Source organism: Armatimonadota bacterium (assembly GCA_013314775.1).
Lineage (GTDB): Bacteria > Armatimonadota > Zipacnadia > Zipacnadales > JABUFB01 > JABUFB01.
The window spans coordinates 131,007-149,718 of record JABUFB010000005.1 but is presented as its reverse complement, the minus strand read 5'-3'; the positions used below and the strand labels follow the sequence as shown (position 1 = coordinate 149,718).

The following is an 18,712-nucleotide window of genomic DNA, read 5'->3' as shown; positions in this document are numbered from 1 at the left end:
GTTGGCCGGGCAACATCCGGCGGAGGCCCCCCTATGTCCTTGCTCACAGGTACCCAGCTGTACGGATGGGGACAGGTATACGCGCGTGACGGACAGCGGATCGAGGACCACTACCACGAGGTGCTTGCGACGGTGCGTGACATCGGGATGGGCACCGCAGAGCGAGTGCTGGGCGACCTGGATGCCGCCGGTGTGCGCGCCTGGGCCGACCTGCTGCGCGCCAACGATCTCACACCCGTAAGCCTCTACGCCGGTGGCGCACTGCACGAGATCGAGGCCGCGCGGAACACCTGCGATCACCTGCTCGCACTCGCTCCCACTCTGGCGGAACAGGGGTTCCGCGTCCTCAACATGAACCCGGATCCCATCGGACGCGAGAAAACCGTCGATGAGCTGACAGTCCAGGCGGCAGCGATCCAGCGGCTGGGTGAGGGCCTGCGGTCGGTGGGGATCGCCCTGGGGTTGCACAATCACACTCCGGAGATGGTGAACGGCGCCCGGGAGTTCCACCACAACCTGCGCAATACATCCCCCGACGCCGTGGGGCTCTGTATGGACTGGCACTGGTGCTGGCGCGGAGGCTCGGACCCGTGGGAACTATGGGAACTGTACGGCGACCGCGTGGTCTCTTTCCACCTGCGGCAGTCCCGGGACGGCATCTGGACCGAGGCCTTTGAAGATGGCGACCTGGACTACCGCCCGCTGATCCATCAGCTCGTTCAGCGGGATTTCAGCGGCCCGGTCCTGCTCGAACTGGCCCTGGAAGAAGGGACGCCGCAGACACGGACTGCCGCCGAAAACCACCGGCTGAGTTTCGAGTACCTGAAATCGCTGCTGCCGTGACACTGTGAGCCGGGGGCTGACGAGAATATACAAACACCCCAACCGTCCGTCCCCGGACCAGAGCTTCGATCTCGGCGACGGCAAATGGGTACGGTCTAGTCGGTCGACCCACGGCACACCGCGTTCTTACTGAGTGATGGGACGAAGCGCACGATGCCCAACGCGTGGCTGACGCGCACCCATTTCCACCGGGGCCCGACCCCGCCGCAGAATCAGGAGGTCGCAAAGTGACGTTGCTCTTCGCTCTCGGTCTCTGCGTTGCCATCATGCTGGTACTGTGCGTTTCCTTAGGTGCGGCCAATGGTGACAGTGACGCGACCACAGTTGACGTGCCGTGGCATATTTACCGCCATTTCCCCGCGGACTTCTCCCGCTGGGACTCGGCCGCCGCGGGTTTCAAAGGCTGGGACAGCGAGGTGCGTCCGCTCAACCTGAAGCGCACCTGCCTGGTCCTCATGCACCTGCCCTCCACGGGCCTGACCCCAGACACCGAGTTCGGCCCCGACTGCCGGACGCCCAACAGTCTCGGCACCGTCGAGTGGGTGCCGCGTACGATGGACCTCGTCGCCTTTCGCCTGCCAAGGCTGGTGGAGGCAGCGCGGGCGGCTGGGCTCCAGGTGGCCCATGTCTGGGGCGCACCCGGGGACGGACCGGTCTGGGAGGCGTCTCTGAAGGAAGCCGGCGAGGCTCCCCCGCCGGATGAAGATGTGATCCCACGGGACGAAACCCGCTGGGCTCGCCACATGCGGGATGTCTTTGACCTGCCCCGACCGGATGAGCCCGCCATCGATGCTTCCGCGCCCAACCTGCCCTGGAAGCTGGAGGGCAGCGTTATCGAGCCCCGGGAGGGAGACATCTGCGCCGCATACTCCTGGCAGTTGCATCGGCTCTGCAAGAACCGGGGCATTGACCACCTCATCTACTGCGGTTGGGCGCTCAACTGGTGCCTGTGGTTCTCTCCCGGCGGCATGTGCGACATGAGCCGCAAGGGCTACCTGTGTTCGGCGGTGCGCGGTGGTTGCGTGGCTATAGAGAACCGGGAATCCGCAGTGGGTGAACAGAACCTCGAGTACGCGTACTGGAAGACCAGCACCATGTTCGGCTACATTTTCGATCTGCACGAGATGACCACGGCCCTGCGGCGCGCAGTGGTCCGGAAGCCTGAAGGAGACGGACAATGAGTCTGTGGACACTCTTTGCGCCTGCTCTGGCGGCCCTGTGCCTGAGTGCTTCGGCGGCCCAGGTCATTACGGAAAACTTTGGCTCCGAGAAGACCGGGCCGTTTGTCCAGATCACCGGAGACGCCAAGATCGCGGACGGCGTCCTGGTCACCACTCCACTGCCCAACTGGCAGCGCAGCGGCGTCAACGTTGGCCCGCTGCCCGTGGGTGACGGGACGTGGACGGTCCAGTATGACTTCCAGCAGATTGCTCCCGGCAACCAGTGCCAGTCCTTCGTCTCGCAGACCCCGAGCAGCCACCACTATATGGTGTATGTGCATCCGGGAGGCGGCATGAACCTTCACCTGCGGCATGAAGGCGCATGGAAGCAGCGCGCCTCCTGGGCCGGGCCGATCAGGCCGGATACATGGTACACCGCCCGGGCGACGCTGACGCGCACGTCATTCCAGTTCACGGTCCGAGAGAAGGGCGCAGATCAGGACCTGTGGGACACCGGCATTCTCCCCATGGACGACGTGGGCCAGGAGACCACCTGCGCCCTCGTAGACGAAGCACCCACGAACCAGGGCGGCACGCGTTGGGACAACCTGACCGTGGACACCGACCGCGAAGACGTCATGGTGGCCATGCAGGAACAGGCGCGGCGCATTGCTGAAGAGCGCCGGCTGGCTGAACAGCAGGCCGAAGCATGCGCGAAGTTGGCCGAACTCGGCATCGCGCTGATCCCTTTCCCCCAGCGGGTGACACTTGGCGAGGGAGCCTTCGATTTCGCTCCAGACACCGTCATTATCCCGGACCCCAATCACCCGGACAGGATGCGGGACGTGGAAATCGTCCGTGCTGTCCTCAAGGAGCGACTGGACCTGGAACTGGGCGTGGGCACTGACGGGCCCGCCGGCGCTCTGATTCTCAGCCGTCCCACCGCTGAGCGCCCGGCGGACTGGCATGGCGACCAGGGCTACCGGATCGAGGTGCTCGGCAACAGCGCGGAGATCATCGCCGACTCGCCGAGGGGCTTCTTCTACGGCGCCCAAACCCTCTGCCAGCTTGCGTCGGCAGGCCGGAAGCTTCCGCAGTGCACCATTACCGACTGGCCGGCCATCGAAAGCCGCCTGGTCATGATCGCCGTGAGCCAGGGGGCGTTCAAGGTCATCGACGTCGAGTACTGGAAGCGGGTGATCCGCGAACTGGCCGCGGTGAAGATCAGCCACATCATGCCCTACTTCGAGGGCGGCACCTTCTACTACGAGAAGTACCCCTTCCTGGGACTCAAGGGCCGGGACGGCTTCACCATCGAGAAGGGCAAGGAACTCAGCGACTATGCCAAAGAGCATTTCATCAGCCTTGTCCCGCAACAGGAGGCCCTCGGGCACTCCGGAAATGTGCTGGCCCACGAGGAGCTCAAGGACCTGCGCGAGAGCGGCGGGGTCTTCTGTTCATCCAACCCGCGCACCTTCGAGTTCCTGGGCGACCTGTTCGATGAACTCATTCAGGCTTTCCCTCACGCCGAAGCCATTCACGTGGGCGGGGACGAGTTCCTCCACGGGTTCGCGAAGTGCGACCAGTGCAAGGCCCGGGCGGCGGAGATCGGCCCCGAAGGGCTGTACGCCGAACACCTGGAGAAGCTGCGTGAGATGCTGGCGGCGCGCAATAGGAAGATGATGATCTGGTGGCACGAGGAGGGCTTCACGGAGAAGGCAGGAGACAGGCTCTCCAAGGATATCGCGGTTTTCGACTGGCACTACGGGAACCAGGCCAGTTATCCGTCGCTCAAGCGCCTGCAGGACCTGGGGTTCCCGACCTGGGCCACGCCGGCGGTGACGCGCTACTACGACGGCGGAAACGACTGGCGCAACACCTTCGGTAACATCCGGGGCTTCCTGACAGAGGGCGCACGGCGCAGGGTGCCGGGCGAATGCACCTGCACCTGGGTCCACGGTATCTGGGGCGGACGCAACCTGTTCGAGCTGAACCTGTACGGCGTGGTGTTCAGCGCAAACTGCGCCTGGAATCCGCTGGCGGCGGAAACGGAAGACTTCGCATGGCGCTTTGGGCGGCAATGGTTCGGGCTGGACGACCCCGATCTGGGCCAGCAGGTGATGGACGCCATCCACGCCCCCTACGGCGCTCCCGGCAAGCAGGGCTTCTGGGCCAACAACCGGGCACTGGAGGAGATCCTCGGGCAGCCCCTGTCGAAACTCGCTGAGACCCTCGCCGAGAAGCCGGAGATGGTGTCCCAGGCGCAGGAGCTTGAGGGGCACTGCCGCAAGGCTCGGAGCACCCTGGAGCACTGGCTCGCCACAGCACCCCGAAATGTGGTCACAGCCGAGTTCTACCTGCATGACGTACACATTCACGAGACTGTTGCGCGGCTGATCCTGGCGGTGGATAGCCTTGTGAAATCTTACGCCCAGGCGCGGCAGCTTGGGTTCGCGGAGCTCCCGGATCAGCTCGCGCCCGAGCTTCAGAAGTTCCGGCGTCTGGCGAAAGACCTGGAGACCATCGAAGCCATGTACCAGCGTTCCATCCTGGAAGCCGGCGGTGGACCATGCGGCTGGGGTGGCTGGTTCCCGTATGTTGCCGGCGGCGGAGTTCAGTTTCGAGCGCCCCAGGCCAAGGCGCAGGTGGAAGCGCTGATCAAGCATCTTGAGCGGCTGATCAACACGGGCAAGCTGCCGGAGCAGCCCTGGGCGCCCTGATATCATGGCGCTCATGGAAACCACCCACGTCCGTGGACAGGTCGTGCGCGTCGAGAAATCCCGCATCTTGCCGCTCCGGGCGAGAGCGACTAAACTGTGGCAAATGCGACAACCAAGAGGGGGCCTGGGAGTGGCCAATGTCGGAGTGGGCCGATGTACGGGGACTGTGCGAGACGATCCCGCACGCCGCGCTCTTGCTGGATAGCGATTCCCGGATAGCGTATGCCAACCCGGCTGCCCGGGAACTCTTCGGTTTCTGCAACGGGTCGGGAGAGGTGTCGTGGCTGGAGCTCTCGCTGGACGGAAGGGCTCCCGAAGCGACGGGGCCGTCTGGCCGCGCCTGCGGCTTCCGAACGCCCGGGGGCGAGCTAGCGGCGCATGTGGTGATCGCGTCCCTTGCAAACGGCGGGTGGATAGTTGTGATCTCCCCGTCGGACAGCGGCACCGACCGCATTTTCCGGCGCATCATTGACGCAACCCAGGACCTAGTGTTCATCATCGGGCGCGACGACCAGATCGAATACGTCAATGAGGTCGCGGCCAACGTCCTGGGACGCACGGCCGCAGACCTGATTGGCCAGCCGCGTTCCTCCCTCTTCCCGCAGAGCGTCGCGGCGAGCCAGCGGGCGGCTCTCGCGGAGGCCTTCGAAACCGGCAGATCCGTTTCCCGTGAAAGCTGCATCGACCTGGGCACACGTCACATCTGGCTGGACACTCGTCTCGTGCCCCTGTTGAATGAATCAGGGAACGTCGTCTCTGTCCTGGGAGTCTCGCGAGACGTATCGGCCCGTCGCGAGGCCGAGGCAGCCCTTCGCGCCAGCGAGGATACAGCGTGGGCTCTCCTCAACGCCAGCAACGATCTGGCGATTCTCGTCGATCCAGATTGGCGGATCCTTGCAATCAACGATGCCTGCGCACGGACCTTCGGAAAGCGCGTCGAAGACCTTGTCGGAACTGAGGTCTATGAGCACATGGATGCGTCGGTGGTCCAGCTGCGCCGCCAGCGCGGCGAGATGGTCCTGCGTACCAGGCAACCGGCGCGTTTCGAGGAGACGCGCGGCGATAGCCGTTTCCTGACTTCGATCTACCCTGTCCTGAGCGAGGACGGCACTGTCACGCGGCTTGCCGTCTACGTCCATGACATCACCGAACGCAGGCAGGCCGAACAGCGCCAGCGTCTCATGGCCAGCGGTCTGCGATCACTGGTGGCGATTGCGGATGAGTTGCTCCAGTGTGATGAGATGGACGCACTTCTGCGCAAAGCCGTAGAGCTCCCGCGCGAGGCCCTTGGTCTCGACCGCTGCTCCGTGTATCTGACGGAAGGCGATCATTTGCGCGGGACTTATGGCACTCACCTCGACGGGTCCACCAGCGATGAGCGCGAACTGCGCATCCCCGCGGACATCCGGTCCGAAGCTGCAGGATTGCGCGAGCCGGGACAGCCCCGCTGGACTGCGTCCCAGGGGGCCCTCGTAGAGTGGGATGGGCGAGAGATGCGCGACATCGGTCCCGGATGGACGGCCCGGACCCAGATCCGCGCCGCCGACCGGGTGGTGGGAATCTTCTACAACGACAATGCCCGCCAGCGCCGACCGCTAGACCCGGTGACCCAGGAGTTGGTCGCTGTCTATTGCTCCTTCCTGGGGAACATTATTGAGCGTAAGCGCGCGGAACAGGCATTGCGCAGCTCCGAAGAGCGACTCCGGAAAATGGCCGAGCTCATGCCCGCCGTTTTCTGGATGAGTTCGGTTGATGGCCGCCGCCTGGAGTACATTAGCCCAGCTTTCGAGAGGCTGACCGGCAGGCCGGCTGCGGATTTTCTGAACCGGGAGGATGCCTGGCTGGAACTGGTGCACCCAGCGGACCGGCGGATTGCGGAGTACGTGCTGAACGCGGAAAGCGCCGATGAGCTCGACTTCTCGTACCGCATCATCCGTGCCAACGGCGAAGTGCGGATGGTGAATACCAAGGCCGCCAACGTTCATGACGAGACTGGGCGCGCTGTGCAGGTGATCGGCTTCACGGTCGACATCACGGACAGACAACTTGCCGAGGACGCGCTGAGGGCTTCCGAGCAACGCTTCCGATCCCTTTTCGATGCCACCAATGAAGGGCTTCTGGCGGTGGGCATCGCAACGGAACGGATATTGACAGCAAACCCTGCGTTCAGCGAGATGATCGGGTATACCACCGATGAACTCCTGACCATGGGCATCCGCGACATCCATCCGCCGGAATCCTTCGAAGATGTCAGGCGCCAGTTCCACGCCATGGCCAGCGGCGAGTTGAGCGTGGTCAAGGACGTGCCCGTTCTGCGGCGCGACAGGAGCGTCTTCTATGCGGACATTAGCGCGAGACGGGTTGAGCTGGATGGGATCAGCGCACTGCTTGGGGTCTTCCACGATGTCACAGAGCGCCGACGCATCGCCGACGCACAACGTCTGGCGGCCATCGGGCAGCTCGCGGCTGGGGTCGCCCACGAGTTCAATAATCTGCTGGCGAGCATGATGCTGGCCGCCGAACTCGCCGAGGACCGGCGTGACCCCGAGGGGTTCAGCCGGCTCACCGAGGTCGTGCTTGAGTCGACCGCACGAGGGGCCGAGATCTGTCACAATCTCGTGACCTTCGCGCGGCCGCGCGAGCCAATGCGAATACCGGTGACGCTGGAACAGGCCATCGATGCCGCCCTGAGCGTGGCGTCGCGCCAACTGGAAATCAGCGATGTTACGGTGGTCCGGGACTACCGCAGCGGCGGGGTCACAGTCATGGCGGACCCGGGGCAACTGGAGCAGGTATTCCTCAATCTCATCATCAACGCATGCCACGCCATGCCGGTCGGTGGCGTCGTGACCCTCCGCACCCGAAGCGAGGTAGACGGGGGCGGTGGTCGGGTGGCGGTCGCAGACGTGGTTGACACCGGCACCGGGATCAAGCCCGAGCACATGCCCCACATCTTCGAGCCGTTCTTCACGACTAAGGGCGTCCGGGGAGACAGCCGTCTGCCCGGCAGTGGTCTCGGGCTCTCGGTTTCTCTCGGCATCATGCGGGGCCACGGCGGGACGCTCGAGGCCAGCAGCACGTGGGGCAGGGGCAGCACTTTCACCCTGCGCATTCCCGCTTGCACCGACGAAGAGGCCCGTTCCTCACGCCCCGGCAGAACCGTGCAGCAAAGCGGCGCCCCGGTCTCGGGTCTTCGGGTGCTGGTCGCCGAGGACGAGCCAGGCCTGCGGGAACTGATCACCGACGTACTTACCCAGCGCGGGCACGTGGTGGTCACAGTGGCGTCCGGCGACGCGGCCGCAGAGTCCCTGCGCAGCTACCCATTCGACGCGCTGGTGACCGATCTCGTCATGCCTGGCGGCGGTGGTGTTGCGGCGCTGCAGGCCTTGAGGGATCTGGACCCGCGCCCCATCGCAATCGTCGTCACGGGCCGCATCGAGCCCGACGAGGAGGCCATGAGTGGTCTGGCCGACGTCCTGCTCGCCAAACCGTTCAGCGTTGCGGACCTGGTGAAAAGGCTCGAGGACTGTGCTGCCCGACGACAGGCCGAGCCCGGCGAATGACCTGTCTATCGGCACTGCGGCCTCAGCCGGCACAGATCCCACAAGACTGATGGTCCCGCAAAGTTTCTGCTTCAATTGACGACGCCGGGCATGTCTGTTATAGTTACCCCGCTTTGCGACGCAGGATCAGAAAGTGAGGCTGGACAGACGTGGCACAAGACAGACGTCGTGGCGGGCAGCGCCGACCGCGCCCCTTCCGCAGGCGCAGGAAGAAGCCGTGCGCGATGTGCGCAAATCCCGCAGTAAACATCGTGGACTACAAGAACCTCGAGTTGCTCCGGCAATACGTTGACGAGCATGGCCGAGTGCGCAAGGCCCGGCAAACTGGCAGTTGCCGCAAGCATCAGAGCCAGGTTGCCAAGGCCATCAAGCTCGCACGGGTCATGGCCCTGCTGCCCTACGTCGTCGACTAGCGGACACTTATTGCACCCGCGCGGTCGCCTCTCAACGGCAGGCCGCGCGGGTTCGCCGTGTTGGCCGTCGCCGGAGGCCCCCAGCGATCTCCTCTCAGCCGCGCGCGTTCCGTCTGCGCGGCGTGTGTGATTCTAGCGGCAGGCTCGTTCGCGCGCACCCGCCGGTCCCGGACGGATCTTCGTAAGAAGACTGCCTGAGTCCACTCATCATCCCCCCCGATTGCCGCGATCCCGGGTCCTCACGGCATGCCTCTGTTCCGCGGCGCGTCTGGTGTGTCTCCCCTACCCCTTCACTGCCCCGAGTTGGATGCCACGGACGAAGAAGCGCTGGCCCACCACAAACAGCACGATCAGCGGAATCATTGCCATCACCGACGCCGCCATGAGTAGGGTGGTCTCGCGGCCGTAGGTGCTGTCGAAGTACAGCAAGCCGATGGGCAGGGTGCGCAGGAAGTCGTCCTTGATCATGACCAGCGGCCAGAAGAATGACTGATAGTTGCCCATGAAGGTGAAGATCGCCAGCACAATCAAGCCAGGGCGCGCAAGGGGCATCACCACGTCCCAGAAGATCTGCCAGTGGCTGGCGCCGTCGATCTCCGCCGCCTCGTCCAGGCTAGTGGGGATGGTCAGCATGAACTGTCGCAGCAGGAAGGTGCCGTATGCGCTGAAACACGCCGGCAGGATCAGGACCGTGTAAGTATTGATGAGCTTCAATGTGGTCAGGACCCAATAGTTCGGGATGAGCGTGACCAGGCCCGGGACCATGAGTGTGGCGAGATACAGCAAGAAGACCTGGTCCCGCATCTTCCACCGCAGACGGCTGAAGGCATAAGCCGCAGCGGCGCTGGTCAGCACCTGCCCCCAAGTCACCCACGCGGCCACAAAGACGCTGTTGAAGTAGTAGCGCCCGAAGGGGATGGTCCGAATGACCTCGGCATAATTGGCGAATCGCCATTCCATGGGCAGGAAATGGCCCGACTGTACCTCGGATAGTGGCTTGAGGCTGGTCGCGACCATCCACAGGAATGGGTACATCATGGTCAGCGCCGTGGCGGTAAGAAGAACATAGCCGCCAATCGTGACCACCGCCTGCAGGGGCGTGCGCTTGCGGAACCCCTGCGCGGTTCGCGTTTCCTTCTCGTCCAGGTAGTCGTGTGCCGCCATTGGGCGTCCTCGTGTATCGCGAGTAGTGATGACCGGCCAGACACCTCGGGGCCGTATCCCAAACCCTTCGGGGTCCGGTGCCCGGACTCCGTCTGCTTCACACGTCCATATCGAAGGCGCTCTTGCCGAACTTCCAGTTGATCAGGGTCATCACGAAGATCAGCAGGAACATGACCCAGGCGATTGCTGAAGCATATCCGAGCTGGTACTCCTCGAAGCCCTTCATGTAGATGTAGTAGCCGAGGGTGACCGTTGACTCCGCCGGGCCGCCACGTGTCATGACCCGGGCTTGCTCAAAGCCGCCCTGCAGACCGCCAATCGCACTCATGACGACGATGAAGAACGTGGTGGGCGCAAGCTGCGGCCAGGTGACGTGCCGGAACATCGCCCAGCGGCCGGCCCCGTCAATCTCCGCGGCCTCGTAGAGTTCCGGCGGAATATTGCTGATCCCCGCCAGGTAAAGGAGCATGTTCGTGCCACCGATGGCTGTCCAGATGCCCATGATCATGATGGCGGGCTTCGCCCAAGCGATGGAAAGGAGCCAGTCGGGGGGATCGGCCTGGATGCCGAACAGGTCGAACAATCCACCCAGCATGGTGTTCAGCGGACCGAATTCCGGGTTGTAGATGGCTTTCCACAGGATGAACAGGGCGACTCCGCTGGTGATGGTGGGCAGGTAGAACATGGTGCGGAACAAGACCACGCCACGCAGGCGCGCACTGAGAACCACCGCGAGGACGAGCGACCCGGCGATGCTCAGCGGAATGCCCATCATCAGATAGACCGTATTGCCGAAGAACTGCCAGAAACGGCGATCTGTGAGGAGATCCTTGAAGTTGTCGATACCCACGAACTCCAGGGGCGCCGTGGCGGTCATCTGCCAGTTGGTGAAGGCCATCACCAGGCTGAAGACGATCGGCAACAGCATGAATGCCAGGAAACCCAGGAAATTGGGCGCCAGGAAGAGCAGCGCCGTGGGCCAGTTGTTCTCGCGTCGTGTCATGGATTTCCCCCTGCAAGGGATGGGTGGAGCAGAGACGGTCAGCGCGCTTCTGTCAGTCTCCTGTACTCTGCCTGAAGCTCCGGAAACTTCGCGACGTGCTCCTCGATCGACTCGTTGATCTCTTTCGCCGCCGCAGTCATTGCGTCGACGGGAGTCATCTCTTTGTTTCGCATCAGGTCGATGTAGCGCCTGAAGATGCGGTCCACCACGAAAGGATTCGAGAACTTGCTCAGTTCCACGCTCCTGGCGCAGGCCATCTCGTCGCGGAAAACCTCGTTATAGTCCTCCTGCGGGTATTGCGGGTTGTGCAGAAAGCGGTCCAGGTAGCAGAGTCTCTTTACCGGAGCGAGGTTGTCGGCGCTGTCATTGATCTGGTTGCCGTAATCCTCGCTGGCCAGGAACTTCATGAAGTTGAAGGCTTCCCGTTTGTACGGGCTCTTCTTGTTGAGGACGCTGATGCGGGTCACGAAGGTGGTCGCCTTCTGCTTCTTGTAAGGCAGAGGGCAGACGCCAATGCGCAGCTTCGGGTTCTTGCGCCAGACGATGAGCCCCCAGCGGCCGTAACGGATCATTCCCAGGCGGCCCGCATCGAAGAGGGTGATGATGCCCTGCCCCCAACCGCCGGCCGCAGCCATGGCCTCTTCTTCGCTGGGGCTGGGCGCACAACCATGCACGAACTGCAGATCCATGAGCCACTGGGCCGCCTCGATTGCCTCGGGCGAATCCAGAACGCAGCGGGTGCCGTCCTTGTTGTACAGGCTCCCGCCGTTCTGCCAGATCGCCTCCATGATGTCATAGCCCATGATTCCGTACGTGGTATTGCGGCGGCTGCCCGGCTCCTTGAGGGTCAGCTTCTTCGCCACGTCCACGAACTCGTCCCAGGTCCAGTCTCCGCTTGGGTACGGCACGCCAGCCTTATCGAAGATGTCCTTGTTGTAGAAGATGACCCACGGTCCGGGGTTGGTGGGGAAGCCGTACTGGCGACCTTCGATCATCATATTCTCCCGGGCCGCTTCCCAGCAGATGTCCGGCGTGGTTCCAGCTTCCTTCGCCCAGTCGGTAATGTCCTCGAGAATCCCGGCCTGGTAGTAGGTGTAAAGCTGCATCCGGTTGTAGCAGTCGATGACATCGGGCCCGATCCCGGCCATCGTCTGGACGATGATCTTGCTCATGTCATTGTTCGCGGGGTCGATGGTGAGCTTCAGGTGCGGGAACTGCTGATCGAAGATGCTAATCTGGGCCTGCCGCGCAGGGTTGTCGTCGGTGGTCCAGATAATCCGCGTCCGCCCGGCGAACTCGCGGCTGGGTTTGGTCACCTGCGCCACCACCGAGAGGATCGCAAGCACGACGAACATCGCCAGGAAGAGCTGCTTCATGAACGTGGCTCCAGAGGAATAGCGGCCCGGCGCAACGCTCCCGGTCCGTATGCACAATGTCTGTTTCGCACGGCAGGCGCCGTTCTCCTCCTGACACTCGTGGAAGGACGCGACGAGGCTACGGCGAAAGAACGGACGGGTCAGAAATGTCCGAACCCGTGAAGAGGTGCTCCCAATGTCCGTGGAATACGCCGTGCTGTTGGCATTGTTGATCCTCGCCGCCTTGCCCGCTATCGGGGAGCCGGAGGCCGTCGCGTTGCCGCCGGGTGAGACCGCATTGTCGGACATCGGGGTATATCAGGTCTCGTACCGATCCTACGAGGGCGACCAGGTAGACATGCCGCCATCGTGGACCGGGCATTTCGAGCCCACCAGCGGCATCTCATACTCCCCTGCGGAGTGGCTCCTGGGCCGCCCGGCGATCCTGCTGCACTGCCCGTGGCGCGTGCCGACTGGCCCCGCCTGGGTCGACTACCTTCTGCAGCTTCCCGACCAGCGCCCGATCACCCTCAGATTCGGGATTGCGATGCTTCCAGACGTCGCCGTGCCCGGCAAGAGCGACGGCGTGACCTTCAGCGCCACGGTGATCCAGCAGGATAACCGGGAGGAACTCCTGCGGGTTCACTACGACAAGGGCGAATGGAGGGACTACAATTTTGATTTGTCGCGCTATGCGGGTGAGCGGATCACGCTCCGCCTGCAGACCGAACCAGGCCCGAAGAATAGCCCTTCTTTCGACTACTCGTACTTCGGCGACGCAACGATCACTTGCGGCGCTGGCGCTGATGCTCAGTCGGTCCTGCTGGAACGGATCGTCAACAGTCGCGCTTATAAGGCAACTGCCGATGTCAGTCTGGTGCGTCTGAGCAATGCATCAGGCCAAGGGATCGCGCCGTCAAATCTCCTGGACTGCCAGAACGCCGTGCGGAGGGCAGGCGACGGGTTCGAGTTCGTTTACCAGGCTGCAGATGCGGACATTACCTACATTTACGAGCCACGGACCGGGACGCTTGACGATCTCCGGGTGTCTGTTGACGCAGGCAAACCTTTCCAACCTGCCGGCGGAGGGGCTATCAACTTTGGGGACACAGGAAAGGACGCGAAGGCCAGGCTCGTCTCGGCTGGTGTCGACGCAGGCAAGGTGCGGGTGGTCTGGGAATACGCCCTTCCGGGCGGTCCCGTGCGGGCGACCTGGAAGTTCGGCATCCAGGCCAAAGCCCTCACAGTGGAAGTCTCCTGCGATGAACCGGTGGCGGAGGGTTTCTCGCTGGGTAACGTGGCCGGAGCTCCCTTGCGCCGGACCATCACCATCCCCTACCTTCCCGCGGACTGGAGCCGAGGCTCGGTGGAGTGGCTCCCAGCCGACCTGCTGTTCGTGGGCAGGTACCTTGACTGGACGAAGACTAATGCCTCGCGCTGCCCACAGGGCGCTTCCGTGTACGAGCCGAAAACTGACGGCACCCGCAACCCGCTTTTCGAGACCGGCTATGTCTGCGTGTCGCCCAACGTGAACGAGGTGTTTCCAAACATTCCATGGCAGCCGTCAAGCTACCTGGACTTGCTCGGGGACCGGGTGATGCTGGACATCTGGGGCCACTACAAGGGCACTTACCAGGGCGATGCTGAAAACCTGCGCAATCTCAAGGACAATGGCGTGGATCACCTGGCCATCATCTCCCACGACTGGCAGTGCTACGGATACGACGTGAAGCTCCCGGACCACCTGCCCGCCAATGCGCGATACGGGGGCGATGAGGGCATGGTGGAGTTCGGCAAGGCCGCCAATGAGTGCGGTTATGTCTGGTCGTTGCATGAAAACTACATCGACCTGTATCCAGACGCACCATCCTACGATCCGGCGGCGCGCGTGCTGCTGGCAAACGGCGAACCATCCAAGGCCTGGTTCAATGCGGGAACCGGCGTTCAGAGCTACGGGCTCAAGTGCAACCGCGCGCTGGGATATGCTCAGCAGAATGCCCCCGAAATCCACCGGCGGTTCGCCACTACTGCGGCCTATCTCGATGTGCACACCTGCGTGCCGCCGTGGCACCAGCTTGACCACGAAGCGGACCAACCCATGGCCGCGATGTGCCGCGCAAAGGTCATCTATGATGCGGAACTGTTCGACTATATGCGCCAGACCCACGAGGGCCCGCTGTTCGGCGAGGGCCACAACCATTTCTACTGGGCGGGGCAGGTGGACGGCGTGGAGGCCCAGGTCGCCGGCGGTGAAAACCACGTTCCCTTCCTGGACTTCGACCTGCTCAAGATCCACCCGCAGATGGTCAACCACGGCATGGGGTATTACGAGCGCTGGTTCACCAGGGGCTACAACCACCAGTGGGGCATGGACACCGGCGCGCCCTGGCAGGTGGACAAGTACCGGGCGCAGGAACTGGCCTACGGACATGCGGGGTTTATCGGTAACGCCCAGACCGCTAATGTGCAGTGGGTGGCGAAGGAACACCACCTGATGCACGCGGTCCAGCGGCTGACCGGAAACAGCAGGCCGGTGCGGATCGCCTACGAGGTCGACGGTCGGCTTGTAACCGGGAGCGCGGCGCTGGCGGCGAACGAACGGATGCGACAGAAGATCGAGTACGAGACTGGCCTCACCCTCTGGGTCAACTGGGGAGAGGAGCCGTGGGACGTGGAGGGCCGCACTCTCCCGCAGTGGGGCTTCCTGGCATTGGGGCCCGGCACCGAGGTCGGCACCGTAGTCGACGGCGGCAAGTTCGCGGACTTCGCCCGGTGTCCCGAGTACCTGTTCGCCGACGCCCGCACCTATTTCCATATGCCCTATCTGGCCGAGAACGACATCCAACCGCGCCTGCGCAGCTTTGAGTATATGGGCGGAGACAAGATCCGACTCACATACGAGTGGGATGTGAAGCAGGTCTTGAACCGTGACCCTATCAGCTTCGTGCATTTCACCAACCCATCCGCGGGTGGCAACCAGGGGATTGTATTTCAGAATGACCACGGCTTCAGCAAGCCGGTCCGGGACTGGAAGCCCGGCGACGTCATCGTGGACGGCCCGCATGATATAACGGTACCGGACGAGCCCTGGGACCGCTACGCAATCGTGGCAGGGCTCTACGACGCCCAGGGCCGCGTGGCCCTCAAGGGACCCGTGGCGGGTGACCGGGCGTATCTGTTGGGCGAGCTGCGCGTGACCCGACAAGATGGACAGATCACCAACATCGAACTGGCCGACTTCGACGAGGCCTGTGAGCGCTGGGCGGCGGTCCGTGCCGACTTCAGTGCCCATACCAACCCAGCGGGCACGATGGTTGATTTCGGGGTCATCGCCACGGACGGTTCGGTGAAGGTCAACCTGGCCCAGGATAGCCTGACGGTCTTCCCCTATCCGCGCGACCGAGAGTTCACGGTGAGCATAGACCCGAAGCGGGCGGTCCCGGCCGCGACCATCGACCTCGCGCGAGTAGAGGTCCGAGCGCTTGCGGCGGGAACCGCGGAAGATATGGGTGTCGTGCCGCACCGCATCGAAAACGGGCGCGTGGTGTTCAGAGTAGGGCAGCCGGGCGCCGGGAGATTCAGGGTGACCTGGTGACCGATGCGCCGACGCTGACAGGCCTGGTTGACGCACACTGCCACCTGCAGGAGGAGGTTCTGGAGGGGCTGGTGGATGACATGATCCGCCGGAGTCTGCAGGCTGGCGTGGCCTGTCTTATCTGCAACGGAACTCACGAAGGTGACTGGGAGACAGTGCTGGAGATCAGCCGCCGCTGGCCGCAGGTGATCCCTTGCCTGGGACTGCACCCGTGGTTCGTTCGCGAGCGGTCCAAGGGCTGGCTGGAGCGCCTGGAATCATTTCTCAAGGAAGGCTGCCGCGGATTGGGAGAAATCGGGCTCGATCGTTGGGTTCGGGACCGTGACGAGACAGAGCAGGAGGAGGTGTTCCGATCCCAGCTTGATCTGGCGAATCGCCTCGGCCTGCCCGCAATGATCCACTGCCTGCGCGCATGGGGCATGCTGCTTGGTATTCTCGACGAGATGGGGCCGCCTCGCGCAGGGATGGTGATCCACGCCTGGGGCGGTGCAGCGGAGATGGTCACGCCCCTGGTGGAGATGGGTGCATACTGCTCTTTCGCCGGGAGCGTGCTGGATCCGGCCCACAAGCGCGCCCGAGCGGGCCTCGCGGCGGTTCCGCTGGAACGCCTGCTCGTGGAGACCGATGCCCCGGCAATGCTACCCCCTGAACCCTTCCGGCCTTCGGTGACGCTTGGGCCGGAAGGCGAGGCGCTCAACGAGCCCGCGAACCTGCCGGCAATCGTATCCGGCATCGCCAAGATCCGGAACATCCCGGCCGCCGATCTTGCCCGCACCACCGTACGGAATACCCACAGACTCATGGGGGAGTTGCCTTGCCTGACGACCGCTTCCTGAGGCTGCGGCACATGGTGGGTGACGAGGGCCTGGCACGCCTGCACTCTGCCTTCGTCGCGGTGGTCGGCCTGGGCGCGGTAGGCAGTTACGCTACGGAAGCCCTGGCCCGTGCGGGCATCGGGCGCCTGCGACTGGTGGATTTCGACGTGATTCGCCCCAGCAACATCAACCGGCAACTCCTGGCGCTTGAGTCCACCATCGGGCAGCCAAAGGCCGAAGCGGCCCGCGAGCGGGTGCTCGACATCAACCCGTCTTGCCAGGTCGAAGCGTTCAAGATCTTCGTCCACGGGGATACTCTCGGCCAGGTGCTCGCCGGACCGCCGGATCTCGTCATCGACGCCATCGACTCCATGCGTCCGAAGGTTGAGTTGCTGGCAGGCTGCATCCAGCGGGGCGTACCGGTCATCTCATCCATGGGCGCGGCCTTGCGCACCGACCCAACGCGCATCCGCTGCGGGCCGCTCTCCGCCACACAGTGCTGCCCCCTGGCGCGACGCGTGCGCAAGGCCCTCAGGGCGCGAGGCCTGGATGCCGGCATTTCCTGCATTTACAGCGATGAACCCGCCGACACCCGTTTCGTAGTGCCGCCGGAAGAGTCTGGCGAGCCTTGGTGCGACGAGTTCGCACGCGGCCGCCCGCGACGGGCCCTCGGCAGCCTGCCCACTCTCACTGGCATCTTTGGCCTGTTCGCAGCCAACGAGGCTCTGCGCATACTCCTGGGCGACCTGTTCCCGGGTTCGAAATCCGGCTGAAATGTAAACTTCCAGGGGCCGAAACGCGTTATATATACGGGCAGCGAATCGATGAGAACCAGCACCTGCTGGTTGGACGGTGATGCGAATGAATACAATCAAGACTGTCTTGTTGATGGGCTTGTTGACCGGACTAGTGGTGTTCGTGGGAGACCTTGCGGGCGGGCGGCAGGGCATGTACATCGCCCTGGGCATCGCCGCGGTCATGAACTTCGTCAGCTACTGGTTCAGCGACAAGATCGTGCTGGCGATGTACCGGGCGCAGCCTGTTGACTACGCCTCTGCGCCCAGGCTCTACTCCATGGTGCAGCGGCTTACACAGCGCGCAGGGCTGCCCATGCCTGCGCTGTATGTGATCCCGACGCCTACCCCAAACGCTTTCGCAACAGGGCGCGACCCGCAGCATGCCGCCGTGGCGGTCACAGATGGGATCGTGCGAATGCTCACTGAGGAGGAACTGGAAGGCGTCATCGCCCACGAGCTTTCCCATGTGCAGAACCGGGACATTCTTATCAGCGCCATCGCCGCCACCCTCGCGGGGGCACTGATGATCCTGGCGCGTATCCTGGGATACTCCATGCTAATCTTTGGCGGGGGCGGAGACCGGGATCGCAATGGCGGGGGCCTCGGCGCCCTGTTCGCCATGATCTTCGCACCCATCGCAGCGATGCTGATCCAGATGGCAATCTCGCGGTCCCGGGAGTTCCAGGCGGACGCGAGCGCTGCGGCGCTGACCCATAATCCCCTGGGACTTGCCAGGGCACTGCAGAAGCTCTCGCGGGGCAATGAGGCGATCCCGATGGACGCGGAGCCATCCACCGCTCACATGTTCATCGTCAGCCCCCTCAGCGGGAGCTCGATCATCAACCTGTTTAGCACCCACCCGCCGCTTGAGGCACGCATCGAGCGCCTGGAGAGGATGGCACGTGAGGGCGGGTTAGGATAGGTTCGGTCGGACAGCCACGGAGGAGCCGCTCAGGACTGGGCGCGCTCCTCCACTGTTTCGTAGATCGCCGCCACGTTCCCCGCGGGCGACTCGCGGTCCAGTGACCAGACGCGAAGGGTCATCTGGGCGCCGGGGCGACGAACGGCTGAAAGTGAACGCCGGGCAATCTCCCATTCGTCGGCAGCACCACATCCCGGTACACCGGCTCGGATAGCAGGGCCGCCGAACAGTCCCCGCTGTGCAGATGCACGGCGTCAGCCGCCGTCGTATGTGACACCGTCCCCCGTGTCACCATTCGCTGCGCAGTCACTCTGACACACCGGCGCAGGTTGGACTGGGGGAGCCGGTTATCGACAGCACCT

12 protein-coding genes are annotated in these 18,712 nt (G+C 63.6%); 9 read left to right on the top strand and 3 right to left on the bottom strand.

Going from position 1 to position 18,712, the window contains the following annotated elements; all coding sequences use genetic code 11:
• The first annotated feature begins 33 nt into the window (after positions 1–33).
• The 5 genes from HPY44_04990 to HPY44_04970 all read left to right on the top strand — a co-directional run bounded on the left by HPY44_04990 (position 34) and on the right by HPY44_04970 (position 8,699).
• Positions 34–843: a sugar phosphate isomerase/epimerase gene (locus tag HPY44_04990; protein ID NSW55346.1), complete on the top strand. Its 810-nt coding sequence runs from the start codon at positions 34–36 to the stop codon at positions 841–843.
• A 227-nt stretch (positions 844–1,070) separates the two neighbouring features.
• A complete protein-coding gene (locus HPY44_04985) occupies positions 1,071–2,024 on the top strand; it encodes a hypothetical protein (GenBank protein ID NSW55345.1) in 954 nt (317 codons plus the stop codon).
• A complete protein-coding gene (locus HPY44_04980; GenBank protein ID NSW55344.1) occupies positions 2,021–4,723 on the top strand; it encodes a beta-N-acetylhexosaminidase in 2,703 nt (900 codons plus the stop codon). Before HPY44_04985 ends, HPY44_04980 begins: the two co-directional genes overlap by 4 nt.
• Positions 4,724–4,860: 137 nt before the next feature.
• Complete coding sequence (locus HPY44_04975; GenBank protein NSW55343.1) at positions 4,861–8,286, top strand: PAS domain S-box protein; 3,426 nt, start codon at positions 4,861–4,863, stop codon at positions 8,284–8,286.
• A 149-nt stretch (positions 8,287–8,435) separates the two neighbouring features.
• Complete coding sequence (locus HPY44_04970; GenBank protein NSW55342.1) at positions 8,436–8,699, top strand: 30S ribosomal protein S18; 264 nt, start codon at positions 8,436–8,438, stop codon at positions 8,697–8,699.
• Positions 8,700–8,981: 282 nt separating this feature from the next.
• Here HPY44_04970 and HPY44_04965 read toward each other — a convergent pair whose 3' ends face one another.
• The 3 genes from HPY44_04965 to HPY44_04955 all read right to left on the bottom strand — a co-directional run bounded on the left by HPY44_04965 (position 8,982) and on the right by HPY44_04955 (position 12,242).
• Positions 8,982–9,863, bottom strand: a complete 882-nt coding sequence (locus HPY44_04965; GenBank protein ID NSW55341.1) for a carbohydrate ABC transporter permease — start codon at positions 9,861–9,863, stop codon at positions 8,982–8,984.
• A 97-nt stretch (positions 9,864–9,960) separates the two neighbouring features.
• A complete protein-coding gene (locus HPY44_04960) occupies positions 9,961–10,866 on the bottom strand; it encodes a sugar ABC transporter permease (GenBank protein ID NSW55340.1) in 906 nt (301 codons plus the stop codon).
• Positions 10,867–10,904: 38 nt separating this feature from the next.
• Positions 10,905–12,242, bottom strand: a complete 1,338-nt coding sequence (locus tag HPY44_04955) for a sugar ABC transporter substrate-binding protein (GenBank protein NSW55339.1) — start codon at positions 12,240–12,242, stop codon at positions 10,905–10,907.
• 175 nt (positions 12,243–12,417) lie between these two features.
• On the opposite strand from HPY44_04955, the gene HPY44_04950 reads away from it, so the two are divergent.
• The 4 genes from HPY44_04950 to htpX all read left to right on the top strand — a co-directional run bounded on the left by HPY44_04950 (position 12,418) and on the right by htpX (position 18,350).
• Positions 12,418–15,816 (top strand): hypothetical protein, encoded by a 3,399-nt coding sequence (locus HPY44_04950; GenBank protein NSW55338.1) that lies wholly within the window; start codon positions 12,418–12,420, stop codon positions 15,814–15,816.
• Positions 15,813–16,652 carry a TatD family hydrolase gene (locus HPY44_04945; protein NSW55337.1) on the top strand — a complete coding sequence of 280 codons (840 nt, stop codon included), beginning with the start codon at positions 15,813–15,815 and terminating at the stop codon, positions 16,650–16,652. Before HPY44_04950 ends, HPY44_04945 begins: the two co-directional genes overlap by 4 nt.
• An 11-nt stretch (positions 16,653–16,663) precedes the next feature.
• Positions 16,664–17,404 carry a tRNA threonylcarbamoyladenosine dehydratase gene (locus HPY44_04940; GenBank protein ID NSW55336.1) on the top strand — a complete coding sequence of 247 codons (741 nt, stop codon included), beginning with the start codon at positions 16,664–16,666 and terminating at the stop codon, positions 17,402–17,404.
• A gap of 88 nt (positions 17,405–17,492) precedes the next feature.
• Complete coding sequence (htpX, locus tag HPY44_04935; GenBank protein NSW55335.1) at positions 17,493–18,350, top strand: zinc metalloprotease HtpX; 858 nt, start codon at positions 17,493–17,495, stop codon at positions 18,348–18,350.
• Positions 18,351–18,712 lie beyond the last annotated feature (362 nt).

Excerpts from the sequence above, each read along its gene's own strand:
- HPY44_04990 (NSW55346.1), top strand. The coding sequence starts at position 34 with ATGTCCTTGCTCACAGGTACCCAGCTGTACGGATGGGGACAGGTATAC.
- HPY44_04980 (NSW55344.1), top strand. The coding sequence starts at position 2,021 with ATGAGTCTGTGGACACTCTTTGCGCCTGCTCTGGCGGCCCTGTGCCTG.
- HPY44_04975 (NSW55343.1), top strand. The coding sequence starts at position 4,861 with ATGTCGGAGTGGGCCGATGTACGGGGACTGTGCGAGACGATCCCGCAC.
- HPY44_04965 (NSW55341.1), bottom strand. The coding sequence starts at position 9,863 with ATGGCGGCACACGACTACCTGGACGAGAAGGAAACGCGAACCGCGCAG.
- HPY44_04960 (NSW55340.1), bottom strand. The coding sequence starts at position 10,866 with ATGACACGACGCGAGAACAACTGGCCCACGGCGCTGCTCTTCCTGGCG.
- HPY44_04955 (NSW55339.1), bottom strand. The coding sequence starts at position 12,242 with ATGAAGCAGCTCTTCCTGGCGATGTTCGTCGTGCTTGCGATCCTCTCG.
- HPY44_04950 (NSW55338.1), top strand. The coding sequence starts at position 12,418 with ATGTCCGTGGAATACGCCGTGCTGTTGGCATTGTTGATCCTCGCCGCC.
- HPY44_04940 (NSW55336.1), top strand. The coding sequence starts at position 16,664 with ATGGTGGGTGACGAGGGCCTGGCACGCCTGCACTCTGCCTTCGTCGCG.
- htpX (NSW55335.1), top strand. The coding sequence starts at position 17,493 with ATGAATACAATCAAGACTGTCTTGTTGATGGGCTTGTTGACCGGACTA.